Annotated in this window: 24 protein-coding genes; 8 read left to right on the forward strand and 16 right to left on the reverse strand. The window is 71.0% G+C overall.

The features are described from left to right. Nucleotide 1: 1 nt before the first annotated feature. Together ACSP97_RS14390 and ACSP97_RS14395 are read left to right on the forward strand one after the other, a co-directional pair. Complete coding sequence (locus ACSP97_RS14390; RefSeq protein WP_355153445.1) at nucleotides 2-964, forward strand: ABC transporter ATP-binding protein; 963 nt, start codon at nucleotides 2-4, stop codon at nucleotides 962-964. Nucleotides 965-973: 9 nt separating this feature from the next. Beyond that, nucleotides 974-1,750 (forward strand): DUF1707 SHOCT-like domain-containing protein, encoded by a 777-nt coding sequence (locus ACSP97_RS14395; RefSeq protein WP_440557813.1) that lies wholly within the window; start codon nucleotides 974-976, stop codon nucleotides 1,748-1,750. Between the two features lie 31 nt (nucleotides 1,751-1,781). On the opposite strand, the gene ACSP97_RS14400 is transcribed toward ACSP97_RS14395, so the two are convergent. The 3 genes from ACSP97_RS14400 to ACSP97_RS14410 all read right to left on the reverse strand — a co-directional run bounded on the left by ACSP97_RS14400 (nucleotide 1,782) and on the right by ACSP97_RS14410 (nucleotide 3,335). Continuing rightward, nucleotides 1,782-2,180: a hypothetical protein gene (locus tag ACSP97_RS14400; RefSeq protein ID WP_382073713.1), complete on the reverse strand. Its 399-nt coding sequence runs from the start codon at nucleotides 2,178-2,180 to the stop codon at nucleotides 1,782-1,784. 104 nt (nucleotides 2,181-2,284) lie between these two features. Continuing rightward, nucleotides 2,285-3,022: a ribonuclease PH gene (rph, locus tag ACSP97_RS14405; RefSeq protein WP_355153451.1), complete on the reverse strand. Its 738-nt coding sequence runs from the start codon at nucleotides 3,020-3,022 to the stop codon at nucleotides 2,285-2,287. 79 nt (nucleotides 3,023-3,101) lie between these two features. Then, the gene (locus ACSP97_RS14410) at nucleotides 3,102-3,335 is read right to left on the reverse strand and encodes a glucose PTS transporter subunit EIIB (RefSeq protein WP_070027295.1); all 234 of its coding nucleotides are present in this window, start codon (nucleotides 3,333-3,335) and stop codon (nucleotides 3,102-3,104) included. 184 nt (nucleotides 3,336-3,519) lie between these two features. On the opposite strand from ACSP97_RS14410, the gene ACSP97_RS14415 reads away from it, so the two are divergent. Further along, nucleotides 3,520-4,827 carry a PTS transporter subunit EIIC gene (locus ACSP97_RS14415; RefSeq protein WP_440557815.1) on the forward strand — a complete coding sequence of 436 codons (1,308 nt, stop codon included), beginning with the start codon at nucleotides 3,520-3,522 and terminating at the stop codon, nucleotides 4,825-4,827. Nucleotides 4,828-4,952: 125 nt separating this feature from the next. Beyond that, the gene (locus ACSP97_RS14420) at nucleotides 4,953-6,203 is read left to right on the forward strand and encodes a PTS transporter subunit EIIC (RefSeq protein ID WP_355153453.1); all 1,251 of its coding nucleotides are present in this window, start codon (nucleotides 4,953-4,955) and stop codon (nucleotides 6,201-6,203) included. Between the two features lie 73 nt (nucleotides 6,204-6,276). Here ACSP97_RS14420 and ACSP97_RS14425 read toward each other — a convergent pair whose 3' ends face one another. Then, nucleotides 6,277-7,029 (reverse strand): MBL fold metallo-hydrolase, encoded by a 753-nt coding sequence (locus ACSP97_RS14425; RefSeq protein WP_355153455.1) that lies wholly within the window; start codon nucleotides 7,027-7,029, stop codon nucleotides 6,277-6,279. A gap of 261 nt (nucleotides 7,030-7,290) precedes the next feature. On the opposite strand from ACSP97_RS14425, the gene ACSP97_RS14430 reads away from it, so the two are divergent. Further along, nucleotides 7,291-7,755 (forward strand): type II toxin-antitoxin system PemK/MazF family toxin, encoded by a 465-nt coding sequence (locus tag ACSP97_RS14430; protein WP_358678631.1) that lies wholly within the window; start codon nucleotides 7,291-7,293, stop codon nucleotides 7,753-7,755. On the opposite strand, the gene ACSP97_RS14435 is transcribed toward ACSP97_RS14430, so the two are convergent. The 8 genes from ACSP97_RS14435 to clpS all read right to left on the reverse strand — a co-directional run bounded on the left by ACSP97_RS14435 (nucleotide 7,752) and on the right by clpS (nucleotide 15,373). Continuing rightward, nucleotides 7,752-8,195, reverse strand: coding sequence for a hypothetical protein (locus ACSP97_RS14435; RefSeq protein WP_440557817.1), 444 nt, complete (start codon nucleotides 8,193-8,195; stop codon nucleotides 7,752-7,754). The two genes, ACSP97_RS14430 and ACSP97_RS14435, sit on opposite strands and share 4 nt — an antisense overlap. 170 nt (nucleotides 8,196-8,365) lie before the next feature. Beyond that, the gene (locus ACSP97_RS14440) at nucleotides 8,366-10,441 is read right to left on the reverse strand and encodes a putative Ig domain-containing protein (protein ID WP_355527807.1); all 2,076 of its coding nucleotides are present in this window, start codon (nucleotides 10,439-10,441) and stop codon (nucleotides 8,366-8,368) included. Between the two features lie 265 nt (nucleotides 10,442-10,706). Then, on the reverse strand, nucleotides 10,707-11,657 hold the full coding sequence (locus tag ACSP97_RS14445) for a PLP-dependent cysteine synthase family protein (RefSeq protein WP_355153463.1): 951 nt from the start codon (nucleotides 11,655-11,657) through the stop codon (nucleotides 10,707-10,709). Nucleotides 11,658-11,673: 16 nt separating this feature from the next. Then, on the reverse strand, nucleotides 11,674-11,952 hold the full coding sequence (locus ACSP97_RS14450; protein WP_355527809.1) for a MoaD/ThiS family protein: 279 nt from the start codon (nucleotides 11,950-11,952) through the stop codon (nucleotides 11,674-11,676). A gap of 162 nt (nucleotides 11,953-12,114) precedes the next feature. Then, complete coding sequence (locus ACSP97_RS14455; RefSeq protein ID WP_180330846.1) at nucleotides 12,115-12,537, reverse strand: Mov34/MPN/PAD-1 family protein; 423 nt, start codon at nucleotides 12,535-12,537, stop codon at nucleotides 12,115-12,117. 146 nt (nucleotides 12,538-12,683) lie between these two features. Continuing rightward, a complete protein-coding gene (locus ACSP97_RS14460) occupies nucleotides 12,684-14,117 on the reverse strand; it encodes an amino acid permease (protein WP_355527812.1) in 1,434 nt (477 codons plus the stop codon). 319 nt (nucleotides 14,118-14,436) lie between these two features. Next, nucleotides 14,437-15,042 carry a DUF2017 domain-containing protein gene (locus tag ACSP97_RS14465; protein ID WP_355527814.1) on the reverse strand — a complete coding sequence of 202 codons (606 nt, stop codon included), beginning with the start codon at nucleotides 15,040-15,042 and terminating at the stop codon, nucleotides 14,437-14,439. Between the two features lie 13 nt (nucleotides 15,043-15,055). Beyond that, the gene (gene clpS, locus ACSP97_RS14470; RefSeq protein ID WP_146466723.1) at nucleotides 15,056-15,373 is read right to left on the reverse strand and encodes an ATP-dependent Clp protease adapter ClpS; all 318 of its coding nucleotides are present in this window, start codon (nucleotides 15,371-15,373) and stop codon (nucleotides 15,056-15,058) included. A gap of 56 nt (nucleotides 15,374-15,429) precedes the next feature. Here clpS and ACSP97_RS14475 point away from each other — a divergent pair, with 56 nt between their 5' ends. Both ACSP97_RS14475 and ACSP97_RS14480 read left to right on the forward strand, forming a co-directional pair. Beyond that, the gene (locus ACSP97_RS14475; protein WP_355153470.1) at nucleotides 15,430-16,776 is read left to right on the forward strand and encodes a nicotinate phosphoribosyltransferase; all 1,347 of its coding nucleotides are present in this window, start codon (nucleotides 15,430-15,432) and stop codon (nucleotides 16,774-16,776) included. A 168-nt stretch (nucleotides 16,777-16,944) separates the two neighbouring features. Further along, entirely contained in the window at nucleotides 16,945-17,538 is a 594-nt protein-coding gene (locus tag ACSP97_RS14480; protein ID WP_358678640.1) for an isochorismatase family protein, read from the forward strand. Between the two features lie 33 nt (nucleotides 17,539-17,571). On the opposite strand, the gene ACSP97_RS14485 is transcribed toward ACSP97_RS14480, so the two are convergent. Together ACSP97_RS14485 and ACSP97_RS14490 are read right to left on the reverse strand one after the other, a co-directional pair. Beyond that, on the reverse strand, nucleotides 17,572-17,895 hold the full coding sequence (locus tag ACSP97_RS14485) for a hypothetical protein (RefSeq protein ID WP_355153473.1): 324 nt from the start codon (nucleotides 17,893-17,895) through the stop codon (nucleotides 17,572-17,574). A gap of 121 nt (nucleotides 17,896-18,016) precedes the next feature. Beyond that, nucleotides 18,017-20,371 (reverse strand): immune inhibitor A domain-containing protein, encoded by a 2,355-nt coding sequence (locus ACSP97_RS14490; protein ID WP_391870144.1) that lies wholly within the window; start codon nucleotides 20,369-20,371, stop codon nucleotides 18,017-18,019. Nucleotides 20,372-20,706: 335 nt separating this feature from the next. On the opposite strand from ACSP97_RS14490, the gene ACSP97_RS14495 reads away from it, so the two are divergent. Beyond that, the gene (locus ACSP97_RS14495) at nucleotides 20,707-20,943 is read left to right on the forward strand and encodes a hypothetical protein (protein ID WP_355153477.1); all 237 of its coding nucleotides are present in this window, start codon (nucleotides 20,707-20,709) and stop codon (nucleotides 20,941-20,943) included. Between the two features lie 21 nt (nucleotides 20,944-20,964). Here the strand turns inward: ACSP97_RS14495 and ACSP97_RS14500 are convergent, their stop codons facing one another. After that, nucleotides 20,965-21,729 (reverse strand): RDD family protein, encoded by a 765-nt coding sequence (locus ACSP97_RS14500; protein WP_440557821.1) that lies wholly within the window; start codon nucleotides 21,727-21,729, stop codon nucleotides 20,965-20,967. Between the two features lie 115 nt (nucleotides 21,730-21,844). Continuing rightward, nucleotides 21,845-23,434, reverse strand: coding sequence for an RDD family protein (locus ACSP97_RS14505; RefSeq protein WP_440557823.1), 1,590 nt, complete (start codon nucleotides 23,432-23,434; stop codon nucleotides 21,845-21,847). Nucleotides 23,435-23,569: the final 135 nt, after the last annotated feature.

Below are 23,569 nucleotides of genomic sequence, written 5' to 3' on the forward strand. Positions count from 1 at the left end.
CATGGACGGCTTCATCGAGCTGGACGAGGTGGAGAAGGTCTTCTCGGTGCGCCGCAAGACCGGTTTCCTCAGGCGGGAGCGGCAGGAGGTGCGGGCGGTGGACTCGCTGTCGTTCACCGTGGCGCGCGGGGAGATGGTGGGCTACATCGGGCCGAACGGCGCCGGGAAGTCGACCACGATCAAGATGCTGACCGGCATCCTGACACCGAGCGGGGGGCGGCTGCGGGTGGCGGGGATCGATCCGTCGCGGCAGCGGTCGCGCCTCGCGCACCGCATCGGGGTGGTGTTCGGGCAGCGCACCACGCTGTGGTGGGACCTGCCGCTGATCGACTCCTACCGGCTGGCCCACCGCATGTACCGGATCCCGGACGCCCGTTACCGGGAGAACCTGGACCGGCTGGTCGAACTGCTGGAGCTGCGCAGCCTGTTGGACACGCCGGTGCGGCAGCTGTCGCTGGGGCAGCGGATGCGCGGGGACATCGCGGCGGCGCTGCTGCACGATCCGGAGGTGCTGTACCTGGACGAGCCGACGATCGGCCTGGACGTCGTGTCGAAGGCCAAGGTGCGGGGTTTCCTGCGGGAGTTGAACGCCGCGCAGGGCACGACGGTGCTGCTGACCACCCACGACCTCCAGGACATCGAGCAGTTGTGCTCCCGGGTGATGGTGATCGACCACGGGCGGCTGATGTACGACGGTCCGCTCGCCGGGCTGCACGAGGCCGGGGAGAGTGAGCGGACGCTGGTGGTGGACCTGGAGCGGGAGCTGCCGCCGGTGGAGGTGCCGTCGGCGCGGGTGGTGCGGGTGGAGGGCCCCCGGCAGTGGCTGGCGTTCCCGGCGGGGCAGTCGGCGGCGCCGGTGGTCGCGCGGCTGGCGGCGGAGTACCCGCTGGTGGACCTGTCGGTGCGGGAGCCGGACATCGAGGCCGTCATCGCCAAGATGTACGCGGAGAAGGCGGTCTCGTAGGCTGCTGCCATGACCGACGACGCACGTGCGGAGCTCCGCGCTTCCGATGCCGACCGGGACCGGGTGGCCGAGGTGCTGCGTGACGCCCTCGCCGAAGGGCGCCTCGACATGGGCGAGTTCGAGGAGCGCCTGGAGGCGGTGTACCGGGCGCGTACGTACGGGGAGCTGGCGCCGCTCACCCGGGATCTGCCCGCGGGCGCCTCGGCCGCGCCGGTCTCCTTCGTCAAGGAGCCTGCGTCGGAGGGCGGTTGGGCGTCCCGGATCGTCGGCGGGGAGGGTTCCTCGTCCGGTGGGGTGGCGATCCTGTCGGGGTTCGAGCGCAAGGGCCGCTGGACCATGCCCAAGCGCTTCAACTGCTTCACGTTCATGGGCGGTGGCGAGATCGATCTGCGCGAGGCGGACTTCGCCGACCGCGAGGTGGAGATCAACGTCGTGGCGGTCATGGGCGGGGTCCAGGTGATCGTGCCGCCGGGGGTCGAGGTCGTGGTGCGCGGCATCGGGATCATGGGGGCCTTCGAGCATCCCCGGGCGGACGGGCCGCCGGAGCCGGGTGCGCCGCGGGTGGTCATCGGCGGGTTCGCCTTCTGGGGCGGGGTCGGGGTGGCCCGCAAGGTGACGCGGGCGGAGCGGCAGCGGCTGAAGGAGCAGCGCCGGCAGGAGCGGCTGGAGCGCCGGGAGGGCCGGCGCGAGCTGCCCCGCTCGTCGCGCGAGGAGCGGCGCGAGGCGCACCGGGACCGCCACGAGGAGCTGCGGGAACGACGCGAGGAGCGGCGTCGGGGGCTCTGAGGAGCGCCGTGCCGGGCGGCGGTGGCGGGGGCTACGTGGTGCACACCTTGGTCAGCTCGCCCGCCGCGTCGGTGACCGGCCCGACGTCCGGTGTGCGGTCGCCGTTCCTCAGTGCCGTGCGGACGCGGCCGACGGCCCGGTCGAGGTCGTCGACGGCCTGGTTGACGTCGGCGCTGTCCGTCTTGTCGCCGATCCGGCGCAGCTTGGTCTCGATGGAGTCGAGCGCGGCGTCGGCCCGCCCCGGGTCGTGCGCGGCGTCCTCCACGGCCTGTTGGAGGTCGGTGACGCTGTCGGCGATGGTGTCGGCGGTCTGCACGCAGTCCAGGGCCTTGTCCACGGAGCCGCAGCCGGTGAGGGCGGTGGTGAACGCGGCGGCCGTCACGACGGTGGCGACGGCGGCGAGACGGCCTCGGCGTCGGCTGGCGCCCATGGTGGTGTCCACCCTCTCCTGATGTCCCCTGCGGCGGTACGGGTGCGGCGGCGGGCCGGGCACCCGTACCGGTAGGACGCGAGGGGGGCGCCACGGGTTGCCCGTCACCGGGCGAGCGTGGCCTCCAGGGCGGCGCGCTGGTGGGCGGCCAGGGTGTCGCAGCCGGCGACCGCGAGGTCGAGCAGGGCGTTCAGCTCGTCGCGGGCGAAGGGCTCGGCCTCGGCGGTGCCCTGGACCTCGACGAAGCGGCCGTCGCCGGTGCAGACGACGTTCATGTCGGTCTCGGCGCGCACGTCCTCCTCGTAGCACAGGTCGAGGAGCGGGACGCCGCCGACGATGCCGACGGAGACGGCGCTGACGGTGCCGGTGAGCGGCTGCCGCCCGGCCTTGATCAGCTTCTTGCCCTGGGCCCAGGCGACGGCGTCGGCGAGGGCGACGTAGGCGCCGGTGATGGCGGCGGTGCGGGTGCCGCCGTCGGCCTGGAGGACGTCGCAGTCGAGGACGACGGTGTTCTCGCCGAGCGCCTTGTAGTCGATGACGGCGCGCAGCGAGCGGCCGATGAGGCGGGAGATCTCGTGGGTGCGGCCGCCGATGCGGCCCTTGACGGACTCGCGGTCGCCACGGGTGTTGGTGGCGCGGGGCAGCATGGCGTACTCGGCGGTGACCCAGCCCTCGCCGCTGCCCTTGCGCCAGCGCGGGACGCCGTCGGTGACGGAGGCGGTGCAGAGGACCCTGGTGTCACCGAAGGAGACGAGGACGGAGCCCTCGGCGTGCTTGCTCCATCCCCGTTCGATGGTGACCGGGCGGAGCTGTTCGGGAGTACGGCCGTCGATGCGAGACATGGCATGGAGCCTATCCGCAGATGCGGAAGGGGCTCCTCCCGCGTCGGGAAGAGCCCCTGTCCGTGCGTCCCGGGGGACGTCACATCATGTCTTCGATCTCCGCGGCGATCGGGTCGGCGTCGGTGCCGATGACGACCTGGACGGCGCTGCCCATCTTGACGACGCCGTGGGCGCCGGCGGCCTTCAGGGCCGCGTCGTCGACCAGCGAGGGGTCGGAGACCTCGGTGCGCAGCCGGGTGATGCAGCCCTCGATCTCCTCGATGTTGTCGATCCCGCCGAGGCCGGCGACGATCTTCTCAGCCTTGGTGGCCATGTTCCTTCTCCCTGATCCGAACCGCTTTGTCGCAGTAACCCACAGTTGGCCCATCTTCGCGAGCGGTCATGCCGTCCGTGCCGAATGATGGCGATCACGACAGCGGAACCGTCCGCCGACTGGTCTACACCAGCGGGGGGACGGGCGCCAAACCGCGTCCGAGTCGAGTGGCCGGAGGACGCCCATGGGCGAGCGGAGCGCGACCGGCGGCGAGGGCGGGACCGGCGTGGTGCGGGAGCGCTGGGGCCGGCTGTTCCAGGGGCTCCAGAAGATGGGGCGCAGCCTGCAACTGCCGATCGCGGTGCTGCCGGCCGCCGGCCTGCTGATCGGCCTCGGGCAGCCGGGCGTGGTGGGCGAGGGCGGGCTGGGCTGGAGTGCGGCGGCCAAGGTGATGCGGGGCGCGGGCGGGGCGCTGCTCGACGGTTCGCTGGGGCTGCCGCTGCTGTTCTGCGTGGGCGTGGCGATCGGCATGGCGCGCAAGGCGGACGGTTCGACGGCGCTCGCCGCGGTGGCGGGGTTCCTCGTCTACTACGGGGTGCTGCACCAGTTCCCGCAGGACTGCCCGGCCGGTTCGCGGGCCCTGCCCGGCGTCGGCTGCCGGGCGGGGGACGGGACGGTGGCGGCGTTCACCTTCCAGAACCCGGGGGTCTTCGGCGGGATCGTGCTGGGGCTGCTGGCCGCGTTCCTGTGGGCGCGTTTCCACCGTACGAAGCTGGTGGACTGGCTGGGTTTCTTCAACGGCCGCCGGCTGGTGCCGATCCTCATGGCCTTCGCCGCCATCGTGTTCGCGGCGCTGTGCCTGTGGGTGTGGCCGCCGGTCGGGGCCGGCCTGGAGGCGTTCAGCCGCTGGCTGCACGCGGCCGGGGCGTGGGGTGCCGGGCTGTTCGGCGTCGCCAACCGGGCGCTGCTCGTGGTGGGCCTGCACCAGTTCCTGAACGTGCCCCTGTGGTTCCAGTTCGGCAGCTACACCGCGCCGGACGGGACGGTGGTGCACGGCGACATCAGCATGTTCCTGGCGGGCGACCCGCACGCGGGCCAGTTCACCTCGGGCTTCTTCCCGATCATGATGTTCGCGCTGCCGGCCGCCGCGCTGGCGATCACGCACTGCGCCAGGCCGCACCGCCGCAAGGAGGTCGGCGGTCTGATGCTGTCGGTGGCGCTGACCTCGTTCGTCACCGGCATCACCGAGCCGATCGAGTACTCGTTCATGTTCGTCGCGCCGGCCCTGTACGCGGTCCACGCGGTGCTCACCGGCGTCTCCATGGCGGTGACCTGGGCTCTTGGGGTGCACGACGGGTTCAGTTTCTCGGCGGGTCTGATCGACTACGTCATCAACTGGCACCTGGCGACCAGGCCGTGGCTGATCGTCCCGATCGGGCTGGCCTTCGCGCTCGTCTACTACGCCGTCTTCCGGTTCGCGATCACGGCGTTCGACCTGAAGACCCCGGGCCGCGAGCCCGCGGCCGAGACCGAGGACGTGACCGAGGTCTGACGGCGCCGCCCGGCACCGCGCGGGGCGGTTCGGTGGCGGAACTCACGGTTCCTTACGGCACCTTCATCATGCTACAAAAGGTCTACACCAGTGAGTGGTGTAGACCACCACCCGATGGAGGACGTATGAGCACCGCCACCGCAACGGCGGCCCCCGCGAAGAAGCGGGGAACGGGCCTGTTCCAGGGCCTGCAGAAGGTCGGCCGGAGTCTTCAGCTCCCGATCGCCGTACTGCCGGCCGCGGGCATCATGGTCCGCCTCGGACAGGATGACATCTTCGGCAAGGACGGTCTCGGCTGGGACAAGGTCGCGACGGTGTTCAACGCGGCCGGCGGTGCCCTGACCGGATCCCTCCCCCTGCTGTTCTGCATAGGCGTGGCCATCGGCTTCGCCAAGAAGTCGGACGGCTCCACCGCCCTGGCCGCGGTCGTCGGCTTCCTCGTCTACAGCAAGGTCCTCCAGGCCTTCCCGCTGGTGGACCAGCACGTCGACCACGGCAAGATCGTGGCCGCGACCTACAACGACCCCGGTGTCCTCGGCGGCATCATCATGGGTCTGCTGTCGGCCGTGATGTGGCAGCGCTTCCACCGCACCAAGCTGGTGGACTGGCTCGGCTTCTTCAACGGCCGCCGCCTGGTGCCGATCCTGATGGCCTTCGTCGGCACCCTGGTCGGCGTCTTCTTCCTGCTGGTCTGGGAGCCCATCGGCAAGGGCATCACGCACTTCGGCGAGTGGATGACCGGCCTCGGGGCCGGCGGCGCCGCCCTGTTCGGCCTGGTCAACCGCGGCCTGATCCCGATCGGCATGCACCAGTTCGTCAACACCGTGGCCTGGTTCCAGCTCGGCGACTTCAAGAAGGCCTCCGGCGAGGTCGTGCACGGCGACATCACCCGGTTCCTGGCCGGCGACCCGTCCGCCGGACTCTTCCAGACCGGCTTCTTCCCGATCATGATGTTCGGTCTGCCGGCCGCCGCCCTCGCCATCGCGCACTGCGCCCGCCCCGAGCGCCGCAAGGTCGTCCTCGGCATGATGGTCTCGCTCGCGCTGACGTCCTTCGTCACCGGTGTGACCGAGCCGATCGAGTTCTCGTTCATGTTCATCGCCCCGCTGCTGTACGTGGTGCACGCGGTGCTCACCGCGGTGTCCATGGCGGTCACCTGGGGCCTGGGCGTGCACGACGGCTTCAACTTCTCGGCCGGCTTCATCGACTACGCGCTCAACTGGCATCTGGCGACCAAGCCATGGCTGATCATCCCGATCGGACTGGTCTTCGCGGTGATCTACTACGTGGTCTTCCGCTTCGCCATCCTCAAGTTCGACCTCAAGACCCCGGGCCGCGAGCCCGAGGAGGAGGTCGAGGACCTCACCAAGGCGTGAGACCGTCCGACCGGCACGACGAAGGCCCCGGAACCCCTCGACGGGTTCCGGGGCCTTCGTGCGCGTCGCCGCGTCAGATCTCGTAGACCGCGCCCGGCGCCGCCAGTTCGACCGGTCCCGCGTAGACCTCGCGCGCGTCGCGGAGGTTGGCTCCGGGGTCGGTCCACGGGGCGATGTGGGTCAGGACCATACGGCGCACGGCGGCACGGGTGGCCGTCTCGCCCGCCTCGCGGCCGTTGAGATGGAGGTCGGGGATGTTCTCCTTGCCGTACGTGAACGCGGCCTCGCACAGGAACAGGTCGGCGTCCCGGGCCAGTTCGTCCAGCACGGGGGTGACGCCGGTGTCCCCGGAGTAGACGAGGGTCCGGCCGCCGTGCTCCAGCCGGACCGCGTACGCCTCCACGGGGTGGCGGACCAGGTCGGTGTGCACCGTGAAGGGGCCGATCTCGAACGTGGACGGCTTGACGGTGCGGAAGTCGAACACCTCGCTCATCGAGGAGGCGGAGGGGGTGTCGGCGTAGGCCGTGGTCAGCCGGTGCTCGGTGCCCTCGGGGCAGTAGACCGGCACGGGCGCGCACCGGCCGCCTTCGTGCCGGTAGTAGCGCGCGACGAAGTACCCGAGCATGTCGATGCAGTGGTCGGGGTGCAGATGGCTGAGGAAGATCGCGTCGAGGTCGTAGAGACCGCAGTGGCGCTGCAGCTCGCCCAGGGCGCCGTTACCCATGTCGAGGAGCAGCCGGAAGCCGTCGGCCTCGACGAGGTAGCTCGAACAGGCCGATTCCGCGGACGGGAACGACCCCGAGCAGCCGACGACGGTGAGCTTCATGAAGCAGAAACCTCCGTTGGCGGGAGAAGCGGTGGGCGGGCCGGGGCTCCCCGGACAAGGACAGGACGAGGAACCCCGGAAAAGGGCTGACGGGGGTCGTGCGGGTCTGTCGAGCCTACGGCGCGAGGGCGCGGGCCGCTCCTCTGCCAGGGGCCGTTGTGGGCGAACTCACCTGTGCTGTCACCGGTTCGGCTGGACCCGGGGCGCACGGGAACGACGAGAGGGCGCGCGCCGGGCGGCACGCGCCGGTAACGTCGTCGTATGGACACGTCCTGGTGGCTGGCGCTCGCCGCGGTGGTGCTGCTCGCCCTGGTGGCCTCGCTCATCGACGGCTGGGGGCGCGGGCGCCGGCCCCGCGGACGGCGGCTGCGGCCACCGGCCCGGCCGGGCGCCCGGGCGGCGGGGGCACGCGGCACCCGTCCGTCGCCGGGTGACATCTGGTGGGCGAACGTGCCCTTCGAGGACCGCGCGGAGGTAAAGGACCGGCCCTGTCTGGTGCTGGCCGTGCGCGGGAACCGGGCCACCGTCGCCAAGATCACCAGCAAGTTCCACGACGACCGGGCCGGAGTGATCCCGCTGCCGCCCGGCGCGGTCGGCGACGCGCGGGGCCGCCCCAGCTTCCTGCACACCGACGAGCTGCGCGAGGTGCCGGTGGGCGACTTCCGCCGCCGGGTGGGTGTGGTCGACCCGGTCCTGTGGGACCAGGTGCGCCACCTCGCACGTTAGCTCTTCACGGTCACGGTGACCGCCCAGTCCTGGATGCCCTTGCAGGCCATCTGGCCGGGCGCGGTGGGCTGGGCGCACATGGGGCGGGACGAGGTCAGCTTCCCGGTGCCGGGGGCGACCGCCCGGTAGGCGGCCTCGGCGTCGCCGGGCCGGATGACGAAGCCCGAGTTGACGGCGGTGAGGGCACCGCCGGTGACGGTGACCGGCTTCCAGGGCCGGTCCCTGGTGCCGGTGAGGGCGAGCCGCACCTCGCCGCCCTTGGCCACGCAGACGGTGCGTCCGTTGTCGGCTGTGGTCAGCCGCACCTCGTTCCGGCATATCGGGGCCTGGTTCCCGGGGGCGGGGGAGACCTTCCGGCTCGCCGTGGAGCCGGTGTGGGTGCCGCAGCCCGCGAGGAGCAGGGCGGTGGCCGCGAGGGCGAGAACTGTCGTACGGCGCATGGGGGACCGCCTTTCCGCGGGGCCGCCGGTCGGCCCGCCTGGTGCCGGTGTGACGTACGGCGGCCGGTGGCGGATCCCGCCGGACGGCAAAGGACCGGCCAACGAACGGATCCCGCACGCGGAGGGTGTCCGCGTGCGGGATCGCAGGGTGGTTCAGGCGGTGCGGGTGATCAGCTGGTCGTCAGGGCGGTGTCGTCCACGACGAAGCTGGTCTGCAGCGAGGAGTCCTCCACGCCGTTGAACTTCAGGGTGACCGTCTGGCCCGCCAGCGAGGACAGGTCGAAGGTCTTCTGCGCGTAGCCCGAGTTGGCGTTCACGTTCGAGTACGTCGCCAGGGTGGTCGAACCGGCGGTGACCGTCAGCTTGTCGTAGGCGGTGCTGCCGCTCTCCGCGGTGTCGATGTGCAGGTAGAAGGTCAGGGTCGCCTTGCAGCCCGCGGGGATGGTCACCGACTGGGACACGGTGTCGGTGTGCGAGGTGCCGTACCCGTCCAGCCAGGCCTTGTAGGAGCCGCTGTGCGCCGGCTCACCGCTGTCGGTGGTGATCACGCCGCTGCTCGCGGTCCAGCCGGTGTTGCCGGACTCGAAGCCCGGGTTGGCCAGCAGCTGGGCCGAGGTGCAGCCGCTGCCACCGCCGGTGCCCACGGTCCAGGTGAAGGAGGTGGAGCCGGTCGCGCCGGTGGAGTCGGTCGCGGTGACGGTGACCTGGTAGGTGCCCGCGGTGGACGCGGTGCCGGAGATCACACCGGTGGAGCTGTTGATCGACAGGCCGGTGGGCAGGCCGGAGGCGCTGTAGGTCAGGGCCGCGCCCGCGCTGTCGGAAGCCCTGATCTGGAGGCTGACGGAGCTGCCGGTGGTGGTGGACTGGCTGCCCGGGTTGGTCACGGAGACCGTGTTGCCGCCGGTGCCGCCGCCCGAGGTGAAGGCCGCGGTGCCGTTCGGGGTGCCCCAGCCGGTCGGGCCGTCGTAGCCGGTGGTCGCCTTGCAGAAGTACGACGTGGTGCAGGAGCCGTTGGAGCCGCTGGTGACGTCGTTCAGGTTGCCGGTGTGGCTGTAGGGGTACTTCGCCGGGTAGTCGCTGGAGCCCGGGGTGCCCGCGAGGGCGTAGACGCCGGCGATGATCGGCGAGGAGGCGCTGGTGCCGCCGTAGACCGCCCAGCCGTTGCCGCCGTAGGTGTCGTAGACCGCGACACCGGTGGCCGGGTCGGCGACCGCGGAGACGTCGGCCTCCATGCGCTTGGAGCAGCCGGAGTCGGTCTGCCAGCTCGGCTTCGGGTCGTACGCCGAGCAGCCGGAACCGGTGCCCTCGGTGGAGTTGGTGTTCCACACCGACTCGCTCCAGCCACGGGAGTTGGAGGAGGTGGTGAGGGCGGTGCCGCCGACGGCGGTCACGTACTGGGAGGTCGCCGGGTACTCGGCGCCGTAGCCGGAGTCGCCCGCGGAGACGGTGATCGCGACGCCCGGGTGCTTGAAGTACTGGGAGTCCTCGGTCGTCTGGGAGGACGCCTCGGAGCCGCCCCAGCTGTTGGAGACGAACTTGGCGCCCAGCGCGACGGCCTCGTTCTCGGCGATGCCGAGGTCGGTGTCGTTCGCGGAGTTGGCCTCGACGAGGTCGATGTTGCAGTTCGGGCAGACGGCGCTGACCATGTCGATGTCGAGCGCCTCTTCACCGGCCCAGCCGCTGTCGTTGGTCGGCAGCGAGGTGGTGGAGCCGGTCTGGCTGACCTGCTTGAAGCAGCCGTTGGCCTTGGTGCAGGCGGACAGGCCGTACTGGGAGCGGTACGTGGCCAGGTCCGACTCGGCGTTGGGGTCGTTGTAGGCGTCGACCACCGCGACCGTCAGGCCCGAACCGCCCGTGGTGGGCAGGTTGTAGGCGCTGTGCAGGTTGGCCGGGGAGAGACCGGAGGGCGCCGCGGCGGCGAGCGCCGAGGCCAGCTTCTGCTTGATGTCGGTGCGGCGCTGCGCGAAGCAGGACACGTGACCGGGCGCGGCGTGGGCGGCGCACAGGTGGGTGGTGGGGACCTTCTGGCCGGCCTTGCCGGTCGGGTGGAAGGTCTGCCGCTGGGGTGCGGTCAGGGCCTGGTTGTTCTGGGCGACCTTGGAGGTGTGCGGGTGGGCCGCGGCGGGCTGCGCGCCGGCCGTCGGCGCGGCGGCGAATCCGGCGACGGTCAGGGACAGAGCGGGGAAGGCGATGGCCAGAAGTCTTCGCACGCTTCGGGTGCGCCCGCTCGGGCGTGACTCACGCATGGGGTACTGCCTCCATCGGGAAGTGGGGTTTCTCGCACTGGTTGGCAGGCCCGTGACGCGCGTAGCGGCGACCACGCAGTCATGAGCATGACATCGCAGACACCCTGTCGGCTGAACGTGACATGACAGGGTGCGGGAGGAACCTAGCCCCGCACGCGCTTCACCCGGCAGGGCCCGAAGGAATTCTTTGCTTGCCCATAGGAACGGCTTAGCCCCCTCGTGAGAGGGGGCTGGGCTGTGCTTGAGGCGGAAGGCCGCCCGGAATTCAGGCCCAGAGCTGGCCGTGCAGCGTCTCGATGGCCTCTTCCGTGGTGGCCGCCGTGTAGACGCCGGTGGAGAGGTACTTCCAGCCGCCGTCCGCCACGACGAAGACGATGTCGGCGCTCTCGCCCGCCTTGACGGCCTTGTTGCCGACGCCGATCGCCGCGTGCAGCGCGGCACCGGTGGAGACGCCCGCGAAGATGCCCTCCTGCTGGAGGAGCTCCCGGGTGCGGGTGACCGCGTCGGCGGAGCCCACCGAGAAGCGGGTGGTGAGGACCGAGGCGTCGTACAGCTCGGGGACGAAGCCCTCGTCCAGGTTGCGCAGGCCGTAGACCAGGTCGTCGTAGCGCGGCTCGGCGGCCACGATCTTGACGTCCGGCTTGTGCTCGCGCAGATAGCGGCCCACGCCCATCAGGGTGCCGGTGGTGCCGAGGCCCGCAACGAAGTGGGTGACGGAGGGCAGGTCCGCCAGGATCTCCGGGCCGGTGGTGGCGTAGTGGGCGCCCGCGTTGTCCGGGTTGCCGTACTGGTACAGCATCACCCAGTCGGGGTGCTCGGCGGAGAGTTCCTTGGCCACCCGCACGGCGGTGTTGGAACCGCCCGCGGCCGGCGAGGAGATGATCTCCGCGCCCCACATGCCGAGCAGGTCCCGGCGCTCCTGGGAGGTGTTCTCGGGCATCACGCACACCATGCGGTAGCCCTTGAGCTTGGCCGCCATGGCCAGCGAGATGCCGGTGTTGCCGGAGGTGGGTTCCAGGATGGTGCAGCCCGGGGTGAGCCGGCCGTCCTTCTCCGCCTGCTCGATCATGTGCAGTGCGGGGCGGTCCTTGACGGAGCCGGTGGGGTTGCGGTCCTCCAGCTTCGCCCAGATGCGGACCTCGGAGGACGGCGACAGCCGCGGCAGGCGCACCAGAGGAGTGTTGCCCACCGCGGCCAGCGGGGAGTCGTAACGCATCGCTGCCGGGGACCGATCAGCGCATGCCGCCGGCGACGGCCGGCAGGATCGTGACGTTGTCGCCGTCGGACAGCTTGGTGTTGATGCCGTCCAGGAAGCGGACGTCCTCGTCGTTCAGGTAGACGTTGACGAACCGGCGCAGCTGGTCGCCGTCCACGATGCGGGCCTGGATGCCCGCGTGCCGGCTCTCCAGGTCGGCGAAGAGCTCGGCGAGGGTGTTCCCGGTGCCCTCCACCGCCTTCTGACCGCCGGTGTAGGTGCGGAGGATGGTCGGGATGCGGACCTCGATGGCCATGGTTGCGGGCTCCTGTCGGAAGTGTTCGTCGGGGCTGCGGGCTCGGTACGTCAGCAGAAGGCGCGCACCACAGTCAGAACCATGGGCTCATCGTATCGATTCCCGGTCGGCGCTCCGGAATGTGATCCCACCTGTCGGACGGATACCGGTCGCATCCTGAGATCAGTAGGCGGCTACGACCTTGACCTCCTCCTCGGTGACCTCGCCGTCCACGATGCGGAAGGAACGGAACTGGAACTCGCCCAGGCCGTCGGTGTCGGCGGTGGAGACCAGGACGTAGTGGGCGCCGGGCTCGTTGGCGTAGGAGATGTCCGTGCGCGAGGGGTAGGCCTCGGTCGCGGTGTGCGAGTGGTAGATGACCACCGGCTCCTCGTCGCGGTCGTCCAGCTCGCGGTAGAGCTTGAGCAGATCGCCCGAGTCGAACTCGTAGAACGTGGGCGACATGGCCGCGTTGAGCATGGGGACGAAGCGCTCGGGGCGGTCCGAGCCGGCCGGACCGGCGACGACGCCGCACGCCTCGTCGGGGTGGTCCTTGCGGGCGTGGGCGACGATCTGGTCGTACAGCGCCTGGGTGATGGTCAGCATGCTCGTCAGGATAAGCACAGGGCCGCCCCGTACCGATGGGTGGTACGAGGCGGCCCGCATGCCGGACGTCCTGAGCGGCGACCGCCCGGGGCACCACGAGTGCTCCGGACGGCCGGACGTCCCGGGGAGGGGTCCTGGCGGTGGCGTCAGCGCTTGGCGAAGGCTGCGGCCTCCGGGTTGCGGCGCTTGAGCACCGCGTAGGAGACGCCGAGGATCAGACCCCACAGCGGCGCGCAGTACAGCGAGACCCGGGCGTCCTTGTCGATGCCCATCAGCACGATCACCATGCCGATGAACAGCAGCGCGAAGACGCTGGCGTACGGGGCGCCGGGGGCCCGGAACTCCGAGCGGGGCAGCACGCCGCGGTCCGACAGCCGCCGGTAGCGGATGTGGCAGATCAGGATGACGATCCACGCCCACATGCCGGAGATGGTCGCGAAGGAGACCACGTAGTCGAACGCCTTGCCCGGCCACTGGTAGTTGATCCAGACGCCCACGAGCATCAGCGCGGCGGAGAACGTGGTGCCGACCAGCGGCGTACCGCTCGGTGTCAGCTTGGTGAAGAACTTCGGACCCTGGCTGTTGAGCGCGAGGTCGCGCAGCATCCGGCCGGTGGAGTACATGCCGGAGTTGCAGGAGGACAGCGCGGCCGTGAGGACCACGAAGTTGACGATGCCGGCGCCGACGGACAGGCCCATCTTCTGGAAGGCGGCGACGAAGGGGCTCACCCCGGCGTGGAACTCGGTCCACGGCACCACCGACAGGATCATGATCAGCGCGCCGACGTAGAAGACGGCGATGCGCCACGGCACGGTGTTGATCGCCTTCGGCAGCACCTTGCGCGGGTCCTTGGACTCGCCCGCGGTCACACCGACCAGTTCGACGGCGAGGAAGGCGAACATGACCATCTGGAGCGTCATCAGGGTGCCGCCGACGCCGTGCGGGAAGAAGCCGCCCTCGTTCCACAGATGGCCCACCGAGGCGGTCTTGCCCGCGTCGGAGAAGCCGAGCGTCAGGATGCCCACGCAGATCAGGATCATGCCGATGATGGCGGTCACCTTGACCATGGAGAACCAGAACTCCAGCTCGCCGAAGAGCTTCACGGAGATCAGGTTGGCGGCGTAGAGCACGATCGTGAAGATCAGGGCCGAGGCCCACTGCGGTATGGAGAACCAGTACGTCATGTACGCGGCCGCGGCGGTGACCTCGGTGATGCCGGTGACCACCCAGAACAGCCAGTACGTCCAACCGGTGACGAAGCCCGCGAACGGGCCGATGAACTCGCGCGCGTACTCGGAGAAGGAGCCGGAGACCGGGCGGTACATCAGCAGCTCGCCGAGCGCCCGCATGATCAGGAAGATGACGAAGCCCGCGATGGCGTACGCCAGGATCAGGCTCGGTCCGGCCTTGGAGATGCCCTTGCCCGCGCCGAGGAACAGACCGGTGCCGATGGCACCGCCGATGGCGATCATCTGGATCTGCCGGGACCCGAGCCCCCGCTGATACCCCTCGCCCTCGCCGCCTTCCGCCCGCACGGCCCCCTGGCCGTCGGACTGCTGGTCGACCTGCGCTGAGGTCATGTTTGGTGCGCCTTTCTCCATTCCGACCCGGGCCTTTCGTCGGCCTCGGACCGGATCACGATCCCCCCGGATTGATGGAGTTGTTGCCTGGCCGACGGTCGTCGGCTCGGTGGCGCACCCGGCCGAACATGGGTGGTGTTCGCCGGGCGGTCGTGAAGATTTATCACGACCGCAACACTGATCACCCTGATCGATTGTGACGCAGGGCACAGGTAAAAGCAGACAAAGAGCGACCGAATGAGGCAAACCCGGCCGCAACGGTGACGGGATCGTTATCCGGATTTGAGCGTCCGCTGAGCGAACGGCCGATCGGGCGAGATCAGGGCATAAGGGTCGACACCAGGGTCTCCTGGAGTCCGCCCAGCCACAGATAGGCCATCACCATCGGCTTGCGCGGGTCGTCGTCCGGCAGCCGGTACAGCAGCTCGGTGTCGTCCTCGTCGGTGATCTCCAGCCGGGCACCGATCGCGAGGCGCAGATCGTTGAGGGAGTTCAGCCAGCGCCGGGACTCCTCGGGAGTCAGCTTCAGCACCGCGCCGCCCTCGTCCACCGGGGCGAGCGCGTCCAGGCTGCGGATCACCGCGAGCGCGTTCTCCCGCTTGCCGGCCCGCAGGTCGTTCTCCGTGTAGCGGCGGAACTCGGCGGAGTACGCCCGGCGCTCCTCGGCCTGGGCGGGCGAGTCCGGGGCCTTCTCCGGGTCGCTGTAGGCGTCCGGGAAGAGCCGGCGCAGCACCGGGTCGGCGGGCGGCTCGCTCGGCCCCTCGGCGAACAGCTCCGCGAGCGGATCGGCGGGGGCGTCCGCACCGGGACCCGGGCCGATCAGCTCCAGGAGCTGGACGGCCAGCGATCGGATGATCGAGATCTCGACGTCGTCGAGCGCGACGGCCGCGCCGCCGCCGGGGAGCGGTTCGAAATGTCCGGGCATGTAAATGGATTCGCTACTTCCGGTCCTGCTGCAGGGTGGCCCACAGTCCGTAGCCGTGCATGGCCTGCACGTCGCGTTCCATCTCCTCGCGGCTTCCGCTGGAGACGACCGCCCGGCCCTTGTGGTGGACGTCGAGCATGAGCTTGGTGGCCTTGTCCTTGCTGTAGCCGAAGTACGTCTGGAAGACGTACGTCACATAGCTCATGAGGTTCACCGGGTCGTTGTGCACGATGGTGACCCAGGGGACGTCGGGCTCGGGTACGGCGAAGACCTCCTCCGCCGACTCGGTGCGTTCGATCTCTACGGGCGCGGGTGACGTCACAGTGACCATGCTGCCACGCACCCCGGAAATCGTCACACTGACGAGATGGGGTTACCCTACTCGACATGAACACAGCGGACCTTGGGCTGCCGGTGGATGTTCCGTCGACGGCGCTCTTCACGGACCAGTACGAGCTGACGATGCTGCGGGCCGCCCTGAAAGCGGGCACGGCCGAACGGCGGAGCGTGTTCGAGGTCTTCACCCGGCGGCTGCCCGACGGGCGGCGCTACGGCGTCGTCGCGGGCACCGGACGCGTCCTGGACGCGGTGGAGAACTTCCGCTTCGACGAGGGCGTCCTGCGGTTCCTGCACGAGCAGCGGATCGTCGACGACGAGACCCTGCGGTGGCTCGCCGACTACCGGTTCACCGGGGACATCTGGGGCTACCCGGAGGGCGAGGTGTACTTCCCCGGCTCCCCGATCATGCGCGTGGAGGGCAGCTTCGCCGAGTGCGTGCTCCTGGAGACGGTGATCCTCTCCATCCTCAACCACGACTCGGCCATCGCGGCCGCCGCCTCCCGGATGGCCTCCGCGGCCGGTGACCGCCCGCTGATCGAGATGGGCGCCCGCCGCACCCACGAGCTGGCGGCCGTCGCCGCCGCGCGCGCCGCCTACGTGGGCGGCTTCGCCACCACCTCCGACCTCGCGGCCGGCTTCCGCTACGGCATCCCGACCGTCGGCACCTCCGCGCACGCCTTCACCCTGCTGCACGACCGCGAGCGGGACGCCTTCCGGGCCCAGGTGGACGCCCTCGGCGCGGACACCACGCTGCTGGTGGACACGTACGACGTCACCGAGGCGGTCCGTGCCGCGGTGGAGGTGGCCGGCCCCGGGCTGGGCGCGGTCCGCATCGACTCCGGCGACCTGCTGCTGGTCGCCCACCGGGTCCGCCAGCAGCTGGACGAGCTGGGCGCGACCGGCACCAAGATCGTGGTCACCTCCGACCTGGACGAGTACGCCATCGCCTCGCTGGCCGCCGCGCCGGTGGACGCGTACGGGGTGGGCACCCAGCTGGTCACCGGCTCCGGGCACCCGACCGCGTCCATGGTCTACAAGCTGGTCGCCCGCGCGGAGACCGCCGACCCGGGGGCGCCGCTGGTGCCGGTGGCCAAGAAGTCCAGCGGCGGCAAGACCTCCGTCGGGGGCCGCAAGTGGGCGGCCCGCAGGCTGGACGCGGACGGGGTGGCCGAGGCCGAGGTCGTGGGCACCGGACCGGTGCCGGCCGAGCTGGCCGACCGGCAGCTGCTGGTGCGGCTGGTCGAGAACGGCACGGTCGTGGCCCGCGAGCCGCTGGACGTGCCCCGGGACCGGCACATCGCCGCCCGCGCCAACCTCCCGCTGTCCGCGACCCAGCTGTCGCGGGGGGAACCGGTGCTGCCGACGGAGTACCTCCACGAGCGCTCGGGTAGCTAGGGTCTGTCGTTCGGATCAGGCCGGACCAGGGAGCGGTGTAAGGGCCCGCGAGCCCGGCACGACCCGAACGAGCGGCCCTGGAGCGGGACCGCCGTCCCTCTGCCTCTCCCCTACGGGCCCGTAACTCTCTAGGCTCGGATACTTCACCACCGTTCGAAGGACACCACCATGCGCCGCGCCTTGATCGTCGTAGACGTGCAGAACGACTTCTGCGAGGGAGGCAGCCTCGCGGTGGCCGGTGGTGCCGACGTGGCCGCCGCCGTCACCGAGCTGATCGGCCAGGCGGCGGGCACCGGGTACCGCCATGTGGTGGCCACCCGCGACCATCACATCGCGCCCGGCGGCCACTTCGCCGACGACCCCGACTACGTCCACTCCTGGCCGGCGCACTGCGTCGCGGGCACCGAGGGGGTGGGCTTCCACCCGAACTTCGCCCCGGCGGTCGCCTCCGGCGCGATCGACGCGGTCTTCGACAAGGGCGCCTACTCGGCCGCCTACAGCGGCTTCGAGGGCAGTGACGAGAACGGCACCGCCCTCGCCGACTGGCTGCGCGCCCGGGACGTCCAGGAGGTCGACGTGGTGGGCATCGCCACCGACCACTGCGTGCGCGCCACCGCCCTGGACGCGGCGCGGGAGGGCTTCCGCACCACCGTCCTGCTCGACCTGACGGCCGGGGTCTGCGCGGAGACGACGGAGCGCGCCCTGGAGGAGCTGCGGGCGGCCGGCGTGGAACTCACCGGCAAGCCGGTGCTGGGCGGCTGAGCCCGGCCGCCGCCGCGGCCCCGCCGCCCGGCGCTACCGCGCCACCGCCGTCCCGCGCAGCAGCGCCCGGATCGGGTGCCACAGCTCGGTCATGACACCGTTGTCCCCCGGGGCGGGGGCCGTGCGCCATATCAGGCCGTCCGGATGGTGCAGCACCGCCGTGACCTCGTCCGGCGTCGGCGGAGCCGTGTTGCCGCGGAGGTAGACCGCGCGCAGGCCCAGATTGCGGAGCCGGGTCAGGGCCCGGGCCCGGTTGCGGGCGTGCACCAGGACACGCACCCCGGCGGCGTCGTACGGCAGGTTCAGCGCGACGACGACGGTGCCGTTCGGCAGTTTGCTAAAGCCTCCAGCGGCCATGCGGTCACATCCCCGTTTCGTTCGGTGTCAATAAGAGAGTCACAGAACGCACCTAAACACGATCGGCGGCAACCCGCCAAGGGGTTGCCGCCGATACGTGTCTGACCTGCGAAGATTCGGACTACTTCACCGCGGGCCCGACCTTGACGGAGATCGTCGAGCCGTCCTTGGCCTCGTGGACGATCGAGATCTTGGTGTTGGTGTCAGTTACCTTCACCGCACCGCTCGGGTTCGCCGGGTCGTAGTACGTGCTCGCGTGGTCGTTGAAGACCGAGACGCCCTTGGACGGCTTGATCTTCGTCGCGACGTCCGCCTTGTGCAGCGTGATGCCGTCCGTGCCGTAGAGGCTGAAGGGCGAGTCGTACGCCTGCATCCGGTTGCGCAGCAGCGTGCCGTCGGCCCACCGCAGCGCCGTCGGGTGGGAGTCGACCGGGAGGATCAGACCGCTGCCCGGGTGGTCGTTCACGTTGGTGTTGTTGTCGGCCTGGGAGGTGTCCCACTTCCAGATCAACAGGCCGTTCTGGTACGGGTAGTGCTCCACCCAGTCGGGCCGCGCCGCGGAACCGAAGTTGTACGGGCCGGTCTTGAGCGTGGTGTCGTACGACACGTACTGCCGGTTCTCGGCGATGTAGTACTGCGGGTAGTCCTTGGTGAAGGACGCCCCGATGCGGGAGAAGCCGCTCGCGGTCCAGGCGGCGTCCGCCGTCTCGGCGTTGTCCGAGAAGAGCGGGGTGCCGTCGGCGGTCAGGGTGATCTCGTCGGCGGTGAAGCCGTTCTCCGCGACGCCGCCGTCGGTGACGTAGCGGAAGCGGAGCTGGATCTTCTGCCCGGCGTACGCGCTCAGGTCGAAGGACAGCTTCTGGTTCTTCTCCGAGAAGCCGGTCAGCGCGGGCGCGCCGCTGGCGTCACGCGGGATGGCCTTGCCGTCCGCCGTGCCGTCCACGGCCGTCCACTTGGCGCCGCCGTCGGTGGACACCTCGGTGTAGAGGTAGTCGTAGTCGGCCTCGATGGCCCACCAGCCGTCGAGCGACAGGGTGGCCGAGGACTTGCCGGTGAGGTCGACGTCCCGGGTCAGCGTGTTCTTCAGGTCGTTGCCGCTGCCGCTCCACCACTGGGTGGCGCCCTGGGCCGGCTCGTTGATGGTGGTGGTGACCGCCTTGTCGGGCAGGCTGACCACCAGGCCCTGCTTGTTCTTGGTGTTGTACTCGGCGACGCCCAGCTTGTGCGAGGACTTGGTGCCGGCCTTGGCGGTGTCGTAGTTCAGCCAGCCCAGCTGGAGCTTGTCCCAGGCGTTCATGTCGCCGGGCAGGTCGCCGATGGCTTCCTTGCCGGTGCCGAGCCAGGAACCGGAGGACATCAGGGTCCAGAAGCCGGTGGAGTTGTCGCCGCCGTCGGTGTCGTACTCGTCCGGCAGGCCGAGGTCGTGGCCGTACTCGTGCGCGAAGACGCCGAGGCCGCCGTTCTCCGGCTGGATGGTGTAGTCGCCGACCCAGATGCCGGTGTCGCCGACCGGCGCGCCGCCCAGCTTGTTGTCCGTGGGGCCGGTGGCGCCCGCGTCGGTGCCGAAGGCGTACCAGCGGTGGGCCCAGATCGCGTCGGTGCCCTGGACGCCGCCGCCCGCGGACTCGTCCTCGCCGGCGTGCACCAGCTGGAAGTGGTCGATGTAGCCGTCGGGCTCGTTGAAGTCGCCGTCGCCGTCGTAGTCGTAGCGGTCCCACTGGTCGTACTGGGCCAGGTCCGCCTTGATGTCGGCGTCGGACTTGCCGGCCGCCTTCTGCTGGGCGACCCAGGCGTTCAGACCGTCCTTGACGACGTTCCACACGCTGGTGCAGTTGGTGGAGCCGCAGGCGTTGTTGCCGTAACGGGCCTCGTTGTAGGGGACCTTGACCCAGTCGGAGACCTCGCCGTCCACCGAGTAGCGGCCCGAGGACTGCTTCTCGTAGTACTTCTTCAGCGACTCGGTGTTCTTGCCGGTGCCGAAGTACAGGTCCTGGAAGTGCTTCTGGTTGTAGTCCTGCTGCCAGGCCGTGGAGTTGTCGAGCTTGCGGTCCGGCGCGGCGATCGTGTTGTGCAGCGGGCCGGGGGTGCCGCCGTACTTGGCATCGGTCTGGTCGCCGAACTCCACCAGGATGGTGAAGATCTTGTCGGTCTTCTCGCGGCTCAGCTCGACGTACTTGCTCTTGCCCTTGCCGCTCTTGAGCTTGACGACCTTGGAGCCGTCGCGCTCCTGCGCGGCGGCCTTGCCCGCGATGACCTGGTTGAGGGCCTCGGCGCGCTGCGCCTTCTGCGTCTTGCTCAGCGGGCCGTCCAGGTCGTGGGCCTGCTGCCGCACCGGGGCCGGGTCGTGCCGGTGTACGGCGCCGGCCCCGGTCTGGGTGCTCGCCTCCGCGACGGCGAAGGTGGCGAACGTGGCGGAGGCCGCCGCGAGCGTCACACCGATCGCGGCCGCTCTGAACGTCCAGGATCTGCTGGTCACTTGAGTTCCTCCCCTGCGCCCCGCGCGCGGACAGGGGGTTCCCGTGATCGGAAGTCCGTGCGCGCATGACAAGCGCGTGTTCAAGTGACGACATTTGACTAGAGGTTTAGAAGAAAAGACAGATCTTGACTCGGTAAGGTCTGGTGGACTATGCGGAGTTGACGGCCGCTTTAGGCGGGGCGTGCTTCCTGTGCGCCCCCCGTGCATCGGCACCGTGGGTTAGGTCACGCTTACCGAGGTGTCCGCTCGGGCATGCAGGCGGGGAGAGAAGAGCGTCGAACGGCACCCGATCACCCGGTCATCCGATCACCAAGACTTCCGAGGACACGATTGCCATGCCTCGTCCGACCGTCGCCCAGCTCGCCTACGGTGCGTGCACCGTGGTCTTCTCGACCCTCGCCATGCTGCTGCTGTCCCAGACGAGTTCGGGGGCCGGCATCGCCGTCATCGCCCTCGCCGCGCTCGCGCTCGGACTGCTGGTCGCGATGACGGTGCCGGCGCCGGGGGCGCGGGACACGGAAGAGGCCGCCGGGGCGGCTCCGGAGGAGCGGCGCGTCCCGACGGCCCTGTGACACCGGCCGGTGCGGCGGCGTTCAGTCGGTGCTGACCACCACCGTTTTGGCCGCCTTGTCGTGCAGGCCCTGCTTGTAGGGCCGGTCGAAGAAGCTCCAGCCGCCGCAGATCACGGTCCAGACGCAGGCGCAGCAGAAGGCGAACGGCAGCCACAGCACGAGGGCCCGCAGCAGTGAGGTCCGGGTGCTGGGGGTGGCGCCGTCGGACAGGTTGGCCACCCGCATGCGCAGCCACTTCTTGCCGAGCGTCTGGCCGGTCTTGTGGGTCAGGAAGGTGTCGTAGGCGATGTAGAGGACGGCGGCGATGACGGACTGGCCGAGCGAGCGGGCGGCGTCGACGCGGTCGCCGTTCACCTCGTACTCGCGCACGTTGAACGCCCAGGTGAGCAGGTAGACGACGATCCCGACCAGGATCATGTCGATGATGCGGGCGAGTGTCCGCTTGGCGCTGTCGGCGAGCGGGGGCATGCCGGCGAGGGGGTCGGCGGGACGGCCGCCGGGGCCGGACGGACCGGCTCCGTAGGGGCCACCGCCGTAGGGGCCGCCACCGTAGGGGCCACCGCCGTAGGGGCCACCGCCGTAGGGGCCACCGCCGTAGGGGCCCTGCCCGTAGGGGCCGCCGGAGGGCGGGGGCTCGCTGCCGCCGTAGGGCGGGGGGTACTGGCCGCCGCCGTCCGGCGGGCGGTCGTACGGTGAGCCCGGCCCCCGCTCCGACGGGGGCGGCTTCCTGAACGGGTCGTCCTCGGGTGGCGGCTCTCCGGAGCCGGGGGGCGGTGCGCTGCTCATGGCCCGAGTGGATCGCGAACGCCCCGGCTCCGCATCCGGCGGACGGCCGTACGAGGGACGGCCGGTCCCGGGGTCCGGCCCGGTACCTGAGCCGGTGCCGCGCCCCGGTCCCGGCTCAGCCCGCGACGAAGGTGTGGGCCGCCTTGTCGTGCCAGCATTGGTGCCAGGGCCGGTCGAACAGGCACCACAGCACGCCCACGATCCCGATGCCGAGCAGCCCGGGAACGCTGTAGACGAGCCAGCGGCGCAGCGCCGGGGCGAAGGTCGGCGGCTCGTGCGCCTCGATGTCCCGGACCTCCAGGCCGCACAGCTTCTTGCCGAGGGTGCGACCCCACTTGACGGTGGGCAGCACCTCGTAGACCACGCCGGCCAGCAGCAGCACGGCGAGCACGACGGCGAGGCTGGTGCCGGTCGAGCCGTCGAGCAGCCAGACGGTGACCTCGTGCCCGGACAGCCGGGCCGCGTCGATCTTCTGCCGGATGTGGTCGACGGCCCGGACGCCGAGCGGCACGGCCGCGGCGGCGGTCACGGCGCCCACGACCACACTGTCGATCAGCCGGGCCGCGAACCGCTTGCCCAGTCCGGCGGGGCGGGCGGCGGCCTGTCTGCGCGCCGCCGCCTGGAAGGGGTCCTCCACCGGCGGCTTCCACGGCGCCACGGGCAGCTCGTCCGCACCGCCGGCGAGCTGGTGCACCTGCTGCGCCCAGGACGCCTGGCCGCCCGCCTGCTGCGGCATCTGCGGGGACGCGGGCGCGGGCTGCCGGGTCTGGGGCGGCTGGGGCTGCGGTGCCTGGACCTGCGGGACTTGGGCCTGCGATGCCTGGACCTGCGGGACTTGGACCTGCGGGACTTGGACCTGCGGGGCTTGGGCCTGGGGTGTCTGCACGGCGCCGAAGCCCGGGCCGGAGGGCGGGGATTGCCGGGCGGGCGCGGGCGTGGCGGGGGTGGGCGCGGCGACCGGGCCCTGGGTGCCGAAGCCGGGCGCGGCGCCCTGGTGCGGCGGCACCGGACGGATCGTCATGGTGCCGTCGTCCGTGCGCGCGGCCGCGGGTTCCGTGACCGGCCGCCGGAAGACGAAGGTGCCGGGATCCGGGGCCTCGCTCCCGGTCGGCGGGATGGTCGCGGTGCCGTCGCCGCCGGCCGCCCGGCCCTCGGGCCGCGCCGGACCGGGCGCCACGCGCGGATCGGCGCCCCGGGTGCCGGCGGCACCGCCCTGCGCGGGCACGGAGGGGCCGGCGGGAGTCTGCCGGGGAGCGGCGGCCTCCTGCTGCCAGGACTGCCGGGCCTGCCCGGGCACCCCGGCCCCACCCCACTGGGCCTGCCCCGACTGCCGGGCCTCGTCCGCCCGTTCCGCTTCCCGGCCGGGCGTGCCATCGGCGGTGGCCGCGCCCGTTTCGCCCGCCGCCGGCCACGGGCCGGGCGTCCCCGAATCCGCCGCCGGCCCCGGGGAGTTCCCCGTGACCGCCGGTCCCGAGGCGGCCGGGCCGCCGGGTTCCTCGTCGAAGAAGTGGGGGCCCGTCTCCTCCACGGCGGGGGTGACGCCGGGGGGTGGGCTGAGCGGTTCGCCGTCCTTGGGGGCGGGGCGGCTGGTGCCGGGCACCCAGGCGGTGCCGTTCCAGTACCGGACGTAGCCGGGGATGGACGGGTCCGGGTAGTAGCCCTCGCGGGGCCTGTCGTCACCTGGGGCCGGGGTTGGGGCGCTCATGTCCGTCGTCCCGTATCTGCTCGTGGGTGGGATGGGCCTCCCACATCTATCAGACGCGGGCACCGGCCACCGCCAGTCCCGCAGGACCCACTCCTTCCGGGCAACGCGGGGCGCGTCCGGTACGCCGGGCCGAAA

It is taken from the genome of Streptomyces sp. SCPE 10 (assembly GCF_051980735.1).
In the GTDB taxonomy this organism is placed as follows: Bacteria; Actinomycetota; Actinomycetes; order Streptomycetales; family Streptomycetaceae; genus Streptomyces; species Streptomyces misionensis.

What these genes read in the sequence shown, in the direction of transcription:
- ACSP97_RS14395 (WP_440557813.1), top strand. Translation starts at nt 974, where the DNA reads ATGACCGACGACGCACGTGCGGAGCTCCGCGCTTCCGATGCCGACCGG.
- rph (WP_355153451.1), bottom strand. Translation starts at nt 3,022, where the DNA reads ATGTCTCGCATCGACGGCCGTACTCCCGAACAGCTCCGCCCGGTCACC.
- ACSP97_RS14455 (WP_180330846.1), bottom strand. Translation starts at nt 12,537, where the DNA reads ATGCTGACCATCACCCAGGCGCTGTACGACCAGATCGTCGCCCACGCC.
- ACSP97_RS14400 (WP_382073713.1), bottom strand. Translation starts at nt 2,180, where the DNA reads ATGGGCGCCAGCCGACGCCGAGGCCGTCTCGCCGCCGTCGCCACCGTC.
- clpS (WP_146466723.1), bottom strand. Translation starts at nt 15,373, where the DNA reads ATGGTCACTGTGACGTCACCCGCGCCCGTAGAGATCGAACGCACCGAG.
- ACSP97_RS14425 (WP_355153455.1), bottom strand. Translation starts at nt 7,029, where the DNA reads ATGAAGCTCACCGTCGTCGGCTGCTCGGGGTCGTTCCCGTCCGCGGAA.
- ACSP97_RS14495 (WP_355153477.1), top strand. Translation starts at nt 20,707, where the DNA reads ATGCCTCGTCCGACCGTCGCCCAGCTCGCCTACGGTGCGTGCACCGTG.
- ACSP97_RS14480 (WP_358678640.1), top strand. Translation starts at nt 16,945, where the DNA reads ATGCGCCGCGCCTTGATCGTCGTAGACGTGCAGAACGACTTCTGCGAG.
- ACSP97_RS14475 (WP_355153470.1), top strand. Translation starts at nt 15,430, where the DNA reads ATGAACACAGCGGACCTTGGGCTGCCGGTGGATGTTCCGTCGACGGCG.
- ACSP97_RS14505 (WP_440557823.1), bottom strand. Translation starts at nt 23,434, where the DNA reads ATGAGCGCCCCAACCCCGGCCCCAGGTGACGACAGGCCCCGCGAGGGC.
- ACSP97_RS14485 (WP_355153473.1), bottom strand. Translation starts at nt 17,895, where the DNA reads ATGGCCGCTGGAGGCTTTAGCAAACTGCCGAACGGCACCGTCGTCGTC.
- ACSP97_RS14435 (WP_440557817.1), bottom strand. Translation starts at nt 8,195, where the DNA reads ATGCGCCGTACGACAGTTCTCGCCCTCGCGGCCACCGCCCTGCTCCTC.
- ACSP97_RS14420 (WP_355153453.1), top strand. Translation starts at nt 4,953, where the DNA reads ATGAGCACCGCCACCGCAACGGCGGCCCCCGCGAAGAAGCGGGGAACG.
- ACSP97_RS14390 (WP_355153445.1), top strand. Translation starts at nt 2, where the DNA reads ATGGACGGCTTCATCGAGCTGGACGAGGTGGAGAAGGTCTTCTCGGTG.
- ACSP97_RS14440 (WP_355527807.1), bottom strand. Translation starts at nt 10,441, where the DNA reads ATGCGTGAGTCACGCCCGAGCGGGCGCACCCGAAGCGTGCGAAGACTT.
- ACSP97_RS14415 (WP_440557815.1), top strand. Translation starts at nt 3,520, where the DNA reads ATGGGCGAGCGGAGCGCGACCGGCGGCGAGGGCGGGACCGGCGTGGTG.
- ACSP97_RS14445 (WP_355153463.1), bottom strand. Translation starts at nt 11,657, where the DNA reads ATGCGTTACGACTCCCCGCTGGCCGCGGTGGGCAACACTCCTCTGGTG.
- ACSP97_RS14465 (WP_355527814.1), bottom strand. Translation starts at nt 15,042, where the DNA reads ATGCCCGGACATTTCGAACCGCTCCCCGGCGGCGGCGCGGCCGTCGCG.
- ACSP97_RS14410 (WP_070027295.1), bottom strand. Translation starts at nt 3,335, where the DNA reads ATGGCCACCAAGGCTGAGAAGATCGTCGCCGGCCTCGGCGGGATCGAC.
- ACSP97_RS14460 (WP_355527812.1), bottom strand. Translation starts at nt 14,117, where the DNA reads ATGACCTCAGCGCAGGTCGACCAGCAGTCCGACGGCCAGGGGGCCGTG.
- ACSP97_RS14430 (WP_358678631.1), top strand. Translation starts at nt 7,291, where the DNA reads ATGGACACGTCCTGGTGGCTGGCGCTCGCCGCGGTGGTGCTGCTCGCC.
- ACSP97_RS14450 (WP_355527809.1), bottom strand. Translation starts at nt 11,952, where the DNA reads ATGGCCATCGAGGTCCGCATCCCGACCATCCTCCGCACCTACACCGGC.
- ACSP97_RS14500 (WP_440557821.1), bottom strand. Translation starts at nt 21,729, where the DNA reads ATGAGCAGCGCACCGCCCCCCGGCTCCGGAGAGCCGCCACCCGAGGAC.